The sequence below is a fragment of the Azospirillum sp. FG154 genome, assembly GCF_057809575.1.
The window spans coordinates 169,231-181,919 of record NZ_JBMDKF010000005.1 but is presented as its reverse complement, the minus strand read 5'-3'; the positions used below and the strand labels follow the sequence as shown (position 1 = coordinate 181,919).

The following is a 12,689-nucleotide window of genomic DNA, read 5'->3' as shown; positions in this document are numbered from 1 at the left end:
ACGGGTTAGAGCAGTTCGGCGTAAACGCCCAGCGTGTCGGCGCACATGCGCTCGCGGGTGTAGCGGTCGGCGACGAAGGCTTGGGCGCGGGCGCCGATGGCGTCGCGCTGCTCGGGCGTCAGCGACAGGGCTTCGCGCAGGGCGTCGGCCAGCGCGTCGGCGTTGTCGGGCGGAACCACCCAGGCGGTTTCCCCCGGCATCACGGTTTCCTGATAGGCGCCGATGGCCGAGACGATCACCGGCTTGCCCATCGCCTGCGCCTCGACGATCACCCGCCCGAAGGCTTCCGGCTCGCGCGAGGCCGACACGACGACGGTGGACAGCAGATAGGCGGCGGCCATGTCGGCGCAATGGTCGGTCATCACCACGGTGTTGCCCAGCCCCGCCCGCGCGATCCGGCTTTCCAACTCGTGCCGGTAGCCGGAACGGCCCTGGTCGGAGCCGACCAGCAGGCAAACGACGTCCTTGCGCCCCAGCTTTTCCAACGCCTCAATCAACACGGTCTGGCCCTTCCAGCGGGTCAGCCGGGCGGGCAGCAGGATCACCGGGCGGTCGGCGGGCAGATGCCATTGCCGCGTCAACTGAATCAGCCGGGCCGAGCTGACCCGGTCGGGGGCGAAGACCGCCCGGTCGATGCCGCGATGGATGGTGCGGATGTTGGCCGGGTCGGTCTCGTAATTCTCCAGAATGTGGCGGCGGACGAAATCGGAAATGGCGATCACCCGCTCACCCCGCGCCATCACCGAATTGTACCAGCGCTTCATCCCGCTGCCGATGTTGTAGGGCGCGTGGAAGGTGGTCATGAAGCGCGCGCCGGTGTCGCGGCAGGCCATCCAGGCGCTCCAGGCTGGCGCGCGCGAGCGGGCGTGAACGATGTCCACCTTACGCTCCGCGATGATCGCCGCCAGCTTGCGGGCGTTCTTGCGGATGGTCAGCGGGTTTTTCGAGGCCAACGGCAAGGTGATGTGGCGGATCCCGGCGCGGTCCAATTCGCGCACCATCGCCCCGCCTTGCGAGGCGACCAGCGGCGTGCCGCCCGCCTCGGCCAGCGCCAGCGCCATGTCGACGCAGCCGCGTTCGGCCCCGCCGGTGATGAGCGTCGGCACGACTTGCAGCACCGTCGGCGCCCGCCCGCCCGGCCAAAAATCGTGGAACGCCGGGGCGTCGTTGGCCTGGGCGTCGTTGAATGCGGGGGCGTCGGTGGTAAATTGCGGTTCGCGTTGCATGGTGCCGGCGCTGGGAAAGAGTCGGCCCGATCCGTCCACGAGAGCTTCGTCCATGGGTGTCCATATGACCGAAACCGCAGCCGCCACGGGCGGCGCGCACCATAGCCTAAGGCGCGGCGCCGCGACCATAGCCTATCATCACACCCCCGCCGCCCATCACGGGCATGGCGGCGATTTGCCGGGAATCGTCTTCCTGGGCGGCTTCATGTCGGACATGACCGGCGGCAAGGCGACGGCGCTGGAAGCCTGGGCGGTCGGGCAGGGGCTGGCCTTCACCCGTTTCGACTATCAGGGCCATGGCGCGTCGAGCGGGCGATTCGCCGACGGGACCATCGGGCTGTGGGCCGACGACGCGCTGGAGGTGCTGGACCGGGTGACGAGCGGGCCGCAGATCCTCGTCGGCTCCTCGATGGGCGGTTGGATGATGCTGCTGACCGCGCTGCGGCGGCCCGAGCGGGTGGCGGGTCTGGTCGGCATCGCCCCGGCCCCCGACTTCACCGAGGATTTGATGTGGGATCTCTTCGACCCCGCCATCCGCCGCGCCATCCTTGACGACGGCGTTTGGCTGCGCCCGTCGGACTATGGCCCCGACCCGCAACCGATCACCCGCGCCCTGATCGAGGATGGCCGCAACCATCTGCTGCTGCGCGGCCCCATTCCCTTCACCGGCCCCGTGCGCCTGCTGCATGGCCAGCGCGATCCCGACGTGCCGTGGCAAGTCAGCCTGTCGCTGGCCGCCGCCCTGACCGGCGACGACGTGCGGGTGACTCTGGTCAAGGACGGCGACCACCGCCTGTCCCGCCCGCAGGATCTGGCGCTGCTCTGCCGCACGGTCGGCGATCTGGTCCGCGATCTGGCCGGGGAGTCCAGCCTTTCGACCGAGGTTTGAAAAAAAAGCGCAAAGCGGCGACGAAGGGCTTGCGCCCCGCCGCCGCCCTGGCTATAACGCCGTCCTCCGGGGAGGGGTGGCCGAGCGGTTGAAGGCGCACGCCTGGAAAGTGTGTATACGTCAAAAGCGTATCGAGGGTTCGAATCCCTCTCCCTCCGCCAGTTTCCCGGAAGATCCCGGGACCGAATTTTCCCTGGGCTGCGGTGTTGACGGTTACGCAGCCGCAGTCGTCGGGCCATGGCGTCCGTCGGCATAAGTCCTGTCCTCATCTCACTGCATTCTTGTCTGAACGATTGGTCGAAGCGATCTGATCCCTGCTGGGCTTGAGGGTCTTGACTGTGGTCGCAAAATAGGAATATAAACTTATTACGCAGATCCATAGGGTAGGGCAAAGATGAGCCAAGCCAAAGAGTCAAATCGACAAACCTCGAATCTCCGTGACCGCACCGGCAACGGCCTTCCCAACAAATCACGGGATATTCTCTGGGTAAAAGAGGCGCTTCGCCGCCTTGGCCGCTACAATCACGGCGGCGCGCCCCATCCCTACATCGACCGCACGCTAAACGAAGCGATTTTGAACTATCAACGTGATCGCGGCTTGCGCCGCGACGGCTACTTGGCGCCGGGCGGGGAGACGGAGTGTGCGCTGTGCGTCGAACTCGCCCGCTTGCTCGGGAGGGCGCGGCGATGACGTACAACCTCTACGGCGTTTCGGACGACGAGTTCGATCAGTCGGCGGAAGACAGCTCCAACGACTTCATGGACATCGCGGAGGGTCTTTTCGACCTGTTCGGATATGACACAGCCGCCGACAACCTACGCCACTACCGGTCGGGTGAGGGCGGAACAGTGTCCTACACAGCGGAGGAGATGAACAAGCACCCGGCCTACGGCGACGCCATGGATCACAACCGAACTCTGTTTGAAAGCCGCACGTTCACAGGCAATACCAAAAAAGAAGGGGTTAGGGAAAAACTTCTTGGATTGCAGGATGGACAAACAACGCCGTTTCAAGACGGCTGGGACAGAAACATAAACTCGTTCGACACATACAACTTCAGCCAACCGTCAACGTATTTTGCCTTCGGTCGCAGCAGCATTCGTTCGGACGGTGACTTCACAGCTACCAGAAGTGGCGACAACCTGACGATTTCCGGCAGAGTGCTCAATCGGCTGGGTAACAAAGACAACGACACCGAGACGTTCGACTTCAATCCGGGACAAATCGGCAGTCCTGAAGCGCGTGTTCTTGAAAGGGCGGGACTGGCAAAACCGTTTGCAATGGACTACCAGCGGCGGCAGGCTGTTGAAGCGCAAGCGCGGTACGAGCCGGACGGGACGATCACCCTGCTGAAGACCTTATGGGGCAATCTGGAATGAGGCGATGGGGCGTCCGGTGGTGGCTTGTGACGATGGGCTTTCTGGTCGCCCTTTTCCTTGTGCTCGTCTATGCGCCGATTCAGCGCTATCGTCCCTCTTGTGGCGGCGCGGAAATTCGCCATTACTTCGATGGTCCGATGCGAGATGTCTTTGTCGACATGATGACGGAGGCAATGATGGAGGATGGTTTTCCCTATATCCGTGTTGGGAGGGAGATTTTTATCAGATCGTACGACTTTGATGATTTCATTCTTAACAATGAGTGGAAAATTTCTGAATCAATTGGTCATGGTCATGGTCCCGGCAATACGCGGATTCCCGCTCCGCCGACGCTTCTATTGCTTATGGAAAAATCACAAGAAATCATAGAGTTTGATCAATCACTTTCAGAATTTGAGAAAAAAAAGAAAATAGATTTTCTTTTCAGAAATGATTGCGAACTGATTCGGGCTGCGGCGATCCACATTGAGGACATGGCGCCGGAAGATCTTCTCCGTTATATCCCCAAATCGCCGCTTCCTTTGGAATGCACGCCCCGCAACATGCGGGGGTGGCGCAGGCAATGCGGCGCTGTCGTTCGAGGCGACACGATCATAACGCCAGCGTACCGTTGACCGAACTGGGTTGCAGGATGGACAAACAACGCCGTTTCAAGACGGCTGGGACAGAAACATAAACTCGTTCGGTAAATACAACTTCAGTCAATCGTCAACGTATTTCGCCTTTGGCCGTAGCGGCGTTCGGTCCGATGGAGACTTCGCCGCCACCAGAAGTGGCGATATCCTGACGATTTCCGGCAGAGTGCTCAATCGGCTCGGAGATCAAGGCCACGACACTGAGACGTTTGACTTCAATCCGGGACAAATCGGCAGTCCTGAAGCGCGTGTTCTTGAAAGGGCGGGACTGGCAAAACCGTTTGCAATGGACTACCAGCGGCGGCAGGCTGTTGAAGCGCAAGCGCGGTACGAGCCGGACGGGACGATCACCCTGCTGAAGACCTTATGGGGGAATCTGGAATGAGGCGATGGGGCGTCCGGTGGTGGCTCATGACGATGGGCCTTCTGGTCGCCCTTATCCTTGTGCTCGTCTATGCGCCGATTCAGCGCTATCGTCCCTCCTGTGGCGGCATGGAAATTCGCCATTACTTCGATGGTCCGATGCGAGATGTCTTCGTTGACGAGATGGCGGAGGCCATGACTTGGTTTCGCTTTCCCTACGTACGATTAGGCAACAAGCTGTTTATTCGGGTCTTTGACCTCGATGACTTCATCGTCAACCATGATTGGAGGGTGGCCCAGTCGATTGGATTTGGTTACGGCCCGGGCGACACCCGGATCTCTCCCCCTCCCGCGCTTTTGGCCCTAATGGACAAGGCGCGGAAAATCATTGAGCAGGATGAATCACTGTCGGAACGGAAAAAAGAATTGGAAATGACCGTTCTCTTTTCTGGCAACTGCGAACTGATCCGCGCTGCGGCGATCCGCATCGAGGACATGGCGCCGGAAGATCTCCTCCGTTATATCCCCAAGTCGCCGCTTCCTTTGGAATGCACGCCCCGCAACATGCGGGGGTGGCGCAGGGAATGTGGCGTTGTCGCTCGCGGCGACACGGTCATAACGCCGACTTCCCGTTGACCGGGCTGATGACCGGGGAAGCGCTGGAGGATGTTCGATTCCGGCTGCCCATCTGAGCGTTGCCGCATCATCATCCCCAACTTGGGCGTGTTGGCGCGCTTGTCTGTCGCCCGCGAAATCCTGTGTTTCTGAAACGTGATGGAACGGACATCGCCGTGACATTGGGCGAGCGTATCACGATGGAGCGTGATAGCATTGTTCGCGTCACTGATTGTTCGGAGGTTTTCGCATCATGGGATTCTCGATCGCGATCAACGCCTGGGGCGTTCACACCGTTTTGCGTCGGGCCATGGCGGCGGCTGAGCTTCAGCGTTGGGACGCCGAATGGCGGGCGGCGGTCGAGTCTTGCGGCGGGCGGCGGAGGGCGGTTGGGTTGGTCGTCGATCTGCGTGGCTTGACCGGCGCCGACGGCGAGGCCGTGATGGCGCAGCTCGCGCCGCTGCTGTTCGCCCCGCTTGGGCGGGCGGAGGTGGAGCGGTGCGCGGTTCTCGTCGCCGACGCGGCGCAGGCGGATCGTTTCGGCCAGATCGCGGGCGGGCTGGACCCCAGCCGCAAGGTTCGCGTTCTGGCGGTCGAGGGGCGGGATCGGGTGCAGATCGCGGCGGCCTATGGCTGGGCCTTGAACGGGGCCGAACCGACTCTGGCGCAACGTCTGCCGGGCGGCGCGCTGGTGCGTTTGGCCAAGACCGGGCGTCCGGCGCTTCATCACGACGATCACGCGCCGTTGCGCCGCGCCTCCTGATTCATTGTAGAAGGTTGGGCGTCAAAGTCGGCGGCTTCAAGGCCGGTCGCGGCAGGGCAGGGCGGCGTGGCTGGCGGCGGCGTCGCTGGCGCATCCCCGGTCGCCGTCCAGACGCGGGCGCAGGATCAGGGCCGGGCGCGTCGGGTGGCCGCTGGCGTCGGTGAAGGACAGGCGGATCAGGCGGGGCAGGTCGCGCGGCGCGGCCCAGCGGTCGAGCCAGCGCGCGCCGTCATGGTAGGAAAAGCGCATCGCGGCGGCGCTCTCATACAGGCTGACCGCGTGGTCGGCGGGTTCGATCACCCGCAGGCCGGGGTCGGTGACGAGCCGGTGTTCGCGGTGAATCAGGCGGGAGCCGCCGCCCTCCAACGTTTCGATCTGGAACAGGGCGTAGCGCAACGGCGGGCCGGGCGCTTGCTGCTCGGTCGGCGTTGACAGGATCGGTCCGGCCAGACGGTCGGCCTCGCCCAGAAAAACAAATTGGCTGTCGGCCCCCCAACCGACGGACAGCGGGAACAGCCGCTCGCCCCGGCGGCGCAGAACGTCGGCGGCGAGGCTGTAGGACGACAGTTCGGTCGCCGTCGCGGCGGCGCGGTCAAAGCCCCGGCTGGCGAAGCGCACGCCGCCGCCGACCGCCGTCATCACCAGCCCCAGCACCATCAAAACGGCCAGCAACTCCAGCAGGGTGAAGCCCGCTTGGTCAGCCTTCGCGCGTCGGGCGGCGGGGCAGGTCATGAGCGGCGGCCCAAGCGGACGGAGCGCAGCTCGTAGCGCGGCCCATCCGGGCCGAAGACGGTGATCTGAATCGCCAGCGGCTCGAAGCCGCTGCGGGTGGTTCCGGCGAAATCGGGGTGATTCAGCGGACGGGCCGTCGCCTGCCAACGAACGCCGTCCAACGCGCCCGACCAGGAACCGGCCCCCGCCTCGCGCGCCGTCACCAGGGCCAACACCGAATCGGCGACCAGCATCGACCGGCTGGCGTCTTCCGCCCGCTCCAACGCCGCCAACCCCTGGCGCTGAACCCGCAAGGCGGCGCCGAGGACGATGGCGAGGATGGCGACGGCGACCAGAACCTCGATCAGGCTGAAGCCGTGCTGGCGGTGGGGTTGGCGGTTGGGTTGGTGGTTGGCGGGGGGCGTCGTCATGCCGGATCACGCAGGATGCGGGTGCGCCCGGTCAACCAATCGACGCGGATGGTCATCGCGCCCGCCCGGTTGGCGACGCGCAACTCCCCGCCCGGCGATCCGCCATCGGGGCGGAAGCGGATCTCGCCGCGTCCGGCGTCGCCCGCGCCGCCGGTCCGAACCGACCGGGCGTCGGTGGTCAGGGCGACGCTGAGGTCGGCGTCGAGGCTTCCCTCCAGCCTTTGCCCGGCGACGCCGAAGCGGCGGGCGGCGAGGTCCAGCGCGAAGGCGGCCTCGGCGTTGGTCAACACGGCCTCGCTGCGGGCCAGCGCGATGGACCCGGCCAAGGCGTGGACGGCGGCGCGCAGCCGCACGCCGTCCGACCCGCGCCCGGCGGCGGGCGGGACCAGCCCCAGCAACAGCCCGGCGATGACCAGCACGACCAGCAGCTCCAGCAGAGTGAATCCGGCTTGCGTCCGGCGCGGGGGCATGATGTTTCCTTGAGCCGCAATGCGTGTCGCGAACAGAGTAACCCAGGGCGGCGCGCCCGACGAGCGAAGGAGCGGAACGGCCATGCCGGGCGCGGCGTCAGACCAGAATGCGGAGCGGGGCCAAGAGAACGGGCAGGACGGTTTCGCCCTGGTTCTGGTGCTCGGCACGCTGGCGCTCATCGCCGCGCTGGCGCTGGGGCTGGCCCAGACCAGCCGGTTGGAGGTGCGCCGCGCCGCCAACATGACGGCGGCGGGCAAGGCGCGCGCGCTGTTGGACGCCGGGGTGGCGCTGGCGGCGTTCGACGCCGACCGGCCCTTGCGCGCCCGCCGCTTTCGCCCGGCGGGTCCGGCGGCGCGGGTCGGGTTGGGCGACGCGACGCTCGACATCCGGGTGTTCGAGGATTGGGGGCGGGTCGATCTCAACCGCTCCAACCCGCTGCTGCTGCGCGGCCTGATCGAAGCGGTGGGGGAGGAGGCCGACAACGCCCGCGCCATCGCCGACACGGTCGCGGCGCGGCGCGGCGACACCATGGCCAGCCGCGCGCGGGAGGATGGCCAACCCCACCGCCCCTTCCTGTCGGTGGCGGAGTTGGCGACGGTGCCGGGGGTGACGCCCGACCTGCTGCGGCGGCTGTGGGACGAGGTGACGGTGGACGGCGCGCCGGGCCGTCTGTCGGTCGCGGCGGCGGGGCCGCTGACGCTGGCGTCCCTGCCGAACCTGTCGGCGGCGGATCGCGCGGCGGTGATCGCGCTGGCGGGCGGCTGGGGGACGGGTGGGGCTGGGGGCGGGGCTGGCGGCGCGGCGGACTCCGGTTTGGCCGAACGCGCGGCGGCGGCGGGGGTGGAGCTGGATCCCGAAGGCGGCTTCCCCATCGTCGGGCGGACGCTGACCGTGCGGGTGCGCGCGTCCAAGGATGGGGCGGAGGCGCTGGCCGAGGCGGTGGTCGTGCTGTCGGACGTCAAATCGCCCACCCCCTACCGCGTGGTGGAATGGCGGGAGCCGCCGGATTTCTGATGGTCGGCCCCACGGACGAAAGGCCCCCCGTCGCCGGGAGGCCCTCCGCTGTCGCAAGCCCCAATTCCCTCGCCCGAGTTCCCTCTCCCGCGAAGCCTACTGGATGCACACATCTTTGGTTTAGGCAACTCATTGGAAGAAAAAGAATTTTTCTCCGTCATTCCCGCGCAGGCGGGAATCCAGACTTACCCATAGGGTTCGTCTGGCAAACTCTGGATCCCCGCCTGCGCGGGGATGACGGAAAATCCGTTTCATTCCAATTGGTTGCAGCAAGAAAAAGATGTGTGAATGCCGTAGCCCGCGAAGCGGGGGAGGGCTAGGGAGGGGGCAAGGCGTCAGCTCAGCGGGCCGCAGGTCGCCGAGTTGGTCCAGGTCGATCCGCACAGATACAGCGTCATGTTGGCGTTGTAGCCGTACTTCGCGCCCATCTGGTTGTATTGCGTCACCGTCAGGCGGCCCGCCACATAATGGGTGGTGACGGTCGCGGTGACGGATTGGGAGTAGGACACGGCGGCCTGGGTCGCGGCGCTGACGGCGCTGGATTGCACGCCCTCGCCCACCGCGTTCAGCGCGCTGACGGTGTAGCTGTAGCTGGTGCTGGCGGTCAGGCCGCTGTCGGTGTAGCTCGTGCCGGTGCTGGTCCCGACATTGGCGCCGCCGCGATAGATCTTATAGCTGGTCGCGGTGCTGGCGGCGGACCAGCTCAGGCTGACGCTGTTGGCGGTGGTGGCCGAGACCGACAGGCCCGCAGGGGCCGCCGGAACCGTGGCGGGCGGGGTCGTGCCGCCGCCGCCGCTGTAGCCGCTCGTCACCTTGTTGACCATGGCGACCAGGGCCGCCATCTGGGTTCCGCCCTTTTGATCGGCGTTGGCGCCGTACCAGCCGATCCAATCCCAGCAGGCGTTCGGGTTGGCCAGCGAGCCGCTCCAGGTCGAATGGCTGGTGTTGTCCACCGTGGTTTGCGGGTAGAGAATCACGATGTTGTTGGTGTCGGCCCATTTGTTGTAGCCGGTGTTCTGAATGAACTTGTCGCCGATCTTGCCGTAGTTCTGCTGGCAGCCGTGCAGGGCGACGTGCAGTTTGCAGACGGTCGCCCCGCCGGGGGCGCAGTTGGCCGGGACATAGGCGTAGCCGGTGGCCCCGCCGCCATTGGCCGCCGACAGATAGGCCGACTGGTCGAAGGACGTCACGGTTCCGCCCAGCGTGCCGGTGTTGCGGGCGTTCAGCCCGGCGCCGTACAGATGCTTCAGCACCGCGCCCGCGCCGTCGAAGCTGCAATTGCTGATGTAGGGCGAGGAGGCGGAACTGCACGCGTTGTTCCCGGTTCCGGCGAAATCGGTGGGGAAGGTGTGGGCCGCGCCGCTGGTGGTGTCGTATTTGATGTTGGCGGCGCTGCCGAACGTCGTCATCTGCGACTTCAACTGATTCATCACGTTGGGGCCGACCGTGGTGTCGCTGGTCCCGCCCCACAGATAGATTTTGCGGTTGGTCAGGTTGGATTTGGCGTCGATCTGGTTGCCGCTCCAGGCGTTGATGTTGGCGTTGGGCGTGGTGATCGACGGGGTGGCGTTGTACATGCAGGCGGTGTAATTCTGATTGCGGGCGCAATCGAACGGCCCGCCGGCGAAGACGCCGAAACCGGCCTGGAAGATTGATGAATAGGCCACGCCCAATTGGGCCGCCATGAAGCCGCCCGACGACAGGCCGGACACCGACACCGACGCCGGATCAACATTGTAGGCTTGCAGCGGCGCGGCCTGCGCGTGTGTGGCGACGGTGGCCAGCGTCAGCAGGCCGGTGGCGAGCAGCGCGTGACGGCGAACCCGAGCGTTCATCAAAGTCTCCCATAATGCGTGATTGTCGTTGACCCGTCGGACGGCGGCGTGGCGGACGGCGGCGCGGCGCGTCATTCTGCGCGATCCGGCGGGTTGCGCGACAATCACGATTACAAAATGCGTGCCAAGCGCATTGTTGAGAGATTCCGCCAATATTGGCGAAGGGAGCCTGATGAAAACCGTCTGCTTTTCTGACGACTGTCCTGCGCTGTGACAGGATGCGCCGCAACATTTCAGGTGTCGCGGCGCTTTCCTCGCGCGTGCGTCAGGGGGCCTTGCGCTCGTACCACAGGCGGGTGGTCTTAACCAAACGCACGACCGACAGCATGACCGGCACCTCGACCAGCACGCCGACGACGGTGGCCAGCGCCGCGCCGGAATTCAGGCCGAACAGGCTGATGGCGGCGGCGACCGACAGCTCGAAGAAATTCGACGCGCCGATCAACGCCGCTGGGGCGGCGACGCGCCAGGCCACGCCGAAACGGCGCGACAGCCAATAGGCCAGCCCGGCGTTCAGATAGACCTGGATGATGATCGGAACCGCCAACAGCCCGATGACCAGCGGTTGATCGAGAATGGCCCGGCCCTGAAAGCCGAACAGCAGCACCAGCGTGGCGAGCAGCGCCAACAGGGAAACCGGCTGCATCCGATGCAGCGTGACGGCCAGCGCCGCCGGACCGCCACGGCTCAACAGCGCGCGGCGCAGCGTTTGCGCCGCCGCCACCGGCACGACGATGTAGAGAACCACCGACAGAACCAGCGTGTCCCACGGCACGGTGATGGCGCTGATGCCCAGCAGCAGCCCGACCAGCGGCGCGAAGGCGAAAACCATGATGAGGTCGTTCAGGGCGACTTGGCTCAGCGTGTAGTGCGGCTCGCCGTCGCACAGGTTCGACCAGACGAAGACCATGGCGGTGCAGGGCGCCGCCGCCAGCAGGATCAGCCCGGCGATGTAGGAGTCGATCTGGTCCGGCGGCAGCAGACCGGCGAACAGATGGCCGACGAACAGCGCGCCGAGCAGCGCCATGGAAAAGGGCTTCACCGCCCAATTGACGACCAGGGTGACGGCGACGCCGCGCCAATGCTCCTTCACCGCGCCCAGCGCGGCGAAATCAATCTTCAGCAGCATCGGGACAATCATCAGCCAGACCAGGGCGGCGACCGGCAGATTGACCTTGGCGACTTCCGCCGCCGCGACGCTGGCGAACAGGCCGGGCAAGACATGGCCCAGCGCGACGCCGACGACGATGCACAGCCCAACCCAAAGGGTCAAAAAGCGCTCGAAGAGAGACATCGCTGGGGGCGGGGCTGTTTGCGGCACGGCGGTCATTGGGCGCTCTCCGAGGCGTGGTCGGCTTGGTTGTCCGCTTGGTCGTCGGCGTGGCCGTCCGCCATCGCGCTCAGGCGGCGCTTGATCGCCATGCGGTCCAGCGTGTCGAGCGGCAGGGCGGCGAAGGCGCGCAGACGGCGTTCGATCTGGCCATAGACGGCGGCGATGACGGTCGCCTTTTCCGCCGGAGTCCCTTCGGCGCTGGACGGGTCGGGGAAGCCCCAATGGGCGGTCATCGGCATGCCGGGCCAGATCGGGCAGACCTCCCCCGCCGCGTTGTCGCAAACGGTGAAGACGAAATCCATTGGCGGGGCGCCAGCGGCGGCGAACTCGTCCCAGGATTTTGACCGGACGTCGGCCAGCGGGTAGCCCAAGCGCTCCAACAGCGCCTTGACCTGCGGGTTGATTTGGCCGGACGGCATGCTGCCCGCGCTGAAGGCGCGGAAACGGCCCCGACCGATGCGGTTCAGGATGCATTCCGCCATCACGCTGCGGGCGCTGTTGTGGGTGCAGAGAAACAGGACGTTGAAGACGCGGTCGGTCATCGCGGGGCCTTGTCAGTCAGGGGGGCGTCAGTCAGGGGGGCGTCGGTCAAAGGTGCGGAGCCGCCGCTGGCGGGCGCGCAAGCGGCGGCGTCGAGAATGGCGGAGCCGCACAATTCGGGCCGTCCCTGGCAGCAATCCTCCATCAGGAAGGCGATCAGCCGCCGGGCGCCGTCATAGTCGCTGGCGTAGAAAATCTGCCGCTGGACCCGCCAGGAGCGCAGCAGGGCCGCGCGTTCCAGAATGGCGAGATGATGCGACAGGGTCGAGGCGGGAACGCCGACGCGCTGGGCGATGTCCCCGGCGCTCAGCCCGCTGGGGCCAGCCTGAACCAGCAGCCGGAACACGGTGAGCCGGGTGTCGTGGGCCAGCGCGGCGAAGGCGTCGATGGCGGCTTTCGACGGGGTGTCTTTTGATTCCATATTTCGACAATAATCGAATTAATTAGCGTGAACAAGAGCCGATCACGCCGCCGTTGATCCGT

16 protein-coding genes and 1 tRNA gene are annotated in these 12,689 nt (G+C 65.7%); 9 read left to right on the top strand and 8 right to left on the bottom strand.

Features of this window, described 5'->3' with window-relative positions:
* Positions 1–5: 5 nt before the first annotated feature.
* Positions 6–1,226 carry a glycosyltransferase family 4 protein gene (locus ACODS4_RS08105; protein WP_488862656.1) on the bottom strand — a complete coding sequence of 407 codons (1,221 nt, stop codon included), beginning with the start codon at positions 1,224–1,226 and terminating at the stop codon, positions 6–8.
* A 64-nt stretch (positions 1,227–1,290) separates the two neighbouring features.
* Between ACODS4_RS08105 and ACODS4_RS08100 the strand changes: the two genes are divergently transcribed.
* The 8 genes from ACODS4_RS08100 to ACODS4_RS08065 all read left to right on the top strand — a co-directional run bounded on the left by ACODS4_RS08100 (position 1,291) and on the right by ACODS4_RS08065 (position 5,871).
* On the top strand, positions 1,291–2,115 hold the full coding sequence (locus ACODS4_RS08100; RefSeq protein WP_488862478.1) for an alpha/beta hydrolase: 825 nt from the start codon (positions 1,291–1,293) through the stop codon (positions 2,113–2,115).
* Between the two features lie 70 nt (positions 2,116–2,185).
* A tRNA-Ser gene (locus ACODS4_RS08095) sits at positions 2,186–2,276 on the top strand.
* Between the two features lie 233 nt (positions 2,277–2,509).
* The gene (locus ACODS4_RS08090) at positions 2,510–2,806 is read left to right on the top strand and encodes a peptidoglycan-binding protein (protein WP_488862476.1); all 297 of its coding nucleotides are present in this window, start codon (positions 2,510–2,512) and stop codon (positions 2,804–2,806) included.
* Entirely contained in the window at positions 2,803–3,495 is a 693-nt protein-coding gene (locus tag ACODS4_RS08085; RefSeq protein ID WP_488862474.1) for a hypothetical protein, read from the top strand. Before ACODS4_RS08090 ends, ACODS4_RS08085 begins: the two co-directional genes overlap by 4 nt.
* Positions 3,496–3,527: 32 nt before the next feature.
* Entirely contained in the window at positions 3,528–4,109 is a 582-nt protein-coding gene (locus ACODS4_RS08080) for a hypothetical protein (RefSeq protein WP_488862472.1), read from the top strand.
* A gap of 10 nt (positions 4,110–4,119) precedes the next feature.
* The gene (locus ACODS4_RS08075; RefSeq protein WP_488862470.1) at positions 4,120–4,515 is read left to right on the top strand and encodes a hypothetical protein; all 396 of its coding nucleotides are present in this window, start codon (positions 4,120–4,122) and stop codon (positions 4,513–4,515) included.
* Positions 4,516–4,541: 26 nt separating this feature from the next.
* A complete protein-coding gene (locus ACODS4_RS08070) occupies positions 4,542–5,129 on the top strand; it encodes a hypothetical protein (protein ID WP_488862468.1) in 588 nt (195 codons plus the stop codon).
* 232 nt (positions 5,130–5,361) lie between these two features.
* Positions 5,362–5,871 carry a hypothetical protein gene (locus ACODS4_RS08065; RefSeq protein ID WP_488862466.1) on the top strand — a complete coding sequence of 170 codons (510 nt, stop codon included), beginning with the start codon at positions 5,362–5,364 and terminating at the stop codon, positions 5,869–5,871.
* A 36-nt stretch (positions 5,872–5,907) separates the two neighbouring features.
* Here ACODS4_RS08065 and ACODS4_RS08060 read toward each other — a convergent pair whose 3' ends face one another.
* Genes ACODS4_RS08060 through ACODS4_RS08050 form a run of 3 tightly spaced genes read right to left on the bottom strand, consistent with a single transcriptional unit; the run spans position 5,908 to position 7,483 of the window.
* The gene (locus tag ACODS4_RS08060) at positions 5,908–6,603 is read right to left on the bottom strand and encodes a type II secretion system protein (RefSeq protein ID WP_488862464.1); all 696 of its coding nucleotides are present in this window, start codon (positions 6,601–6,603) and stop codon (positions 5,908–5,910) included.
* On the bottom strand, positions 6,600–7,013 hold the full coding sequence (locus ACODS4_RS08055) for a type IV pilus modification PilV family protein (protein WP_488862462.1): 414 nt from the start codon (positions 7,011–7,013) through the stop codon (positions 6,600–6,602). Before ACODS4_RS08055 ends, ACODS4_RS08060 begins: the two co-directional genes overlap by 4 nt.
* Entirely contained in the window at positions 7,010–7,483 is a 474-nt protein-coding gene (locus tag ACODS4_RS08050; RefSeq protein ID WP_488862460.1) for a GspH/FimT family pseudopilin, read from the bottom strand. The genes ACODS4_RS08055 and ACODS4_RS08050 overlap by 4 nt, the downstream gene beginning before the upstream one ends.
* 82 nt (positions 7,484–7,565) lie before the next feature.
* On the opposite strand from ACODS4_RS08050, the gene ACODS4_RS08045 reads away from it, so the two are divergent.
* Positions 7,566–8,498 (top strand): hypothetical protein, encoded by a 933-nt coding sequence (locus ACODS4_RS08045; RefSeq protein WP_488862458.1) that lies wholly within the window; start codon positions 7,566–7,568, stop codon positions 8,496–8,498.
* A 335-nt stretch (positions 8,499–8,833) separates the two neighbouring features.
* Here the strand turns inward: ACODS4_RS08045 and ACODS4_RS08040 are convergent, their stop codons facing one another.
* From ACODS4_RS08040 to ACODS4_RS08025, 4 genes are all read right to left on the bottom strand, one after another.
* Positions 8,834–10,333, bottom strand: coding sequence for an extracellular catalytic domain type 2 short-chain-length polyhydroxyalkanoate depolymerase (locus ACODS4_RS08040; RefSeq protein WP_488862456.1), 1,500 nt, complete (start codon positions 10,331–10,333; stop codon positions 8,834–8,836).
* Between the two features lie 265 nt (positions 10,334–10,598).
* Entirely contained in the window at positions 10,599–11,627 is a 1,029-nt protein-coding gene (gene arsB / locus ACODS4_RS08035) for an ACR3 family arsenite efflux transporter (RefSeq protein ID WP_488862654.1), read from the bottom strand.
* Between the two features lie 32 nt (positions 11,628–11,659).
* Complete coding sequence (locus ACODS4_RS08030; RefSeq protein ID WP_488862454.1) at positions 11,660–12,208, bottom strand: arsenate reductase ArsC; 549 nt, start codon at positions 12,206–12,208, stop codon at positions 11,660–11,662.
* Positions 12,205–12,627, bottom strand: coding sequence for an ArsR/SmtB family transcription factor (locus tag ACODS4_RS08025; RefSeq protein WP_488862452.1), 423 nt, complete (start codon positions 12,625–12,627; stop codon positions 12,205–12,207). Before ACODS4_RS08025 ends, ACODS4_RS08030 begins: the two co-directional genes overlap by 4 nt.
* Positions 12,628–12,689 lie beyond the last annotated feature (62 nt).

Bases quoted from the DNA above. Each gene is read 5' to 3' on its own strand.
- ACODS4_RS08050 (WP_488862460.1), bottom strand. From the start codon at position 7,483: ATGCCCCCGCGCCGGACGCAAGCCGGATTCACTCTGCTGGAGCTGCTG.
- ACODS4_RS08085 (WP_488862474.1), top strand. From the start codon at position 2,803: ATGACGTACAACCTCTACGGCGTTTCGGACGACGAGTTCGATCAGTCG.
- ACODS4_RS08060 (WP_488862464.1), bottom strand. From the start codon at position 6,603: ATGACCTGCCCCGCCGCCCGACGCGCGAAGGCTGACCAAGCGGGCTTC.
- ACODS4_RS08025 (WP_488862452.1), bottom strand. From the start codon at position 12,627: ATGGAATCAAAAGACACCCCGTCGAAAGCCGCCATCGACGCCTTCGCC.
- ACODS4_RS08100 (WP_488862478.1), top strand. From the start codon at position 1,291: ATGACCGAAACCGCAGCCGCCACGGGCGGCGCGCACCATAGCCTAAGG.
- ACODS4_RS08045 (WP_488862458.1), top strand. From the start codon at position 7,566: ATGCCGGGCGCGGCGTCAGACCAGAATGCGGAGCGGGGCCAAGAGAAC.
- ACODS4_RS08105 (WP_488862656.1), bottom strand. From the start codon at position 1,226: ATGCAACGCGAACCGCAATTTACCACCGACGCCCCCGCATTCAACGAC.
- arsB (WP_488862654.1), bottom strand. From the start codon at position 11,627: ATGTCTCTCTTCGAGCGCTTTTTGACCCTTTGGGTTGGGCTGTGCATC.
- ACODS4_RS08055 (WP_488862462.1), bottom strand. From the start codon at position 7,013: ATGACGACGCCCCCCGCCAACCACCAACCCAACCGCCAACCCCACCGC.
- ACODS4_RS08070 (WP_488862468.1), top strand. From the start codon at position 4,542: ATGACGATGGGCCTTCTGGTCGCCCTTATCCTTGTGCTCGTCTATGCG.
- ACODS4_RS08065 (WP_488862466.1), top strand. From the start codon at position 5,362: ATGGGATTCTCGATCGCGATCAACGCCTGGGGCGTTCACACCGTTTTG.
- ACODS4_RS08040 (WP_488862456.1), bottom strand. From the start codon at position 10,333: ATGAACGCTCGGGTTCGCCGTCACGCGCTGCTCGCCACCGGCCTGCTG.
- ACODS4_RS08090 (WP_488862476.1), top strand. From the start codon at position 2,510: ATGAGCCAAGCCAAAGAGTCAAATCGACAAACCTCGAATCTCCGTGAC.
- ACODS4_RS08080 (WP_488862472.1), top strand. From the start codon at position 3,528: ATGGGCTTTCTGGTCGCCCTTTTCCTTGTGCTCGTCTATGCGCCGATT.
- ACODS4_RS08030 (WP_488862454.1), bottom strand. From the start codon at position 12,208: ATGACCGACCGCGTCTTCAACGTCCTGTTTCTCTGCACCCACAACAGC.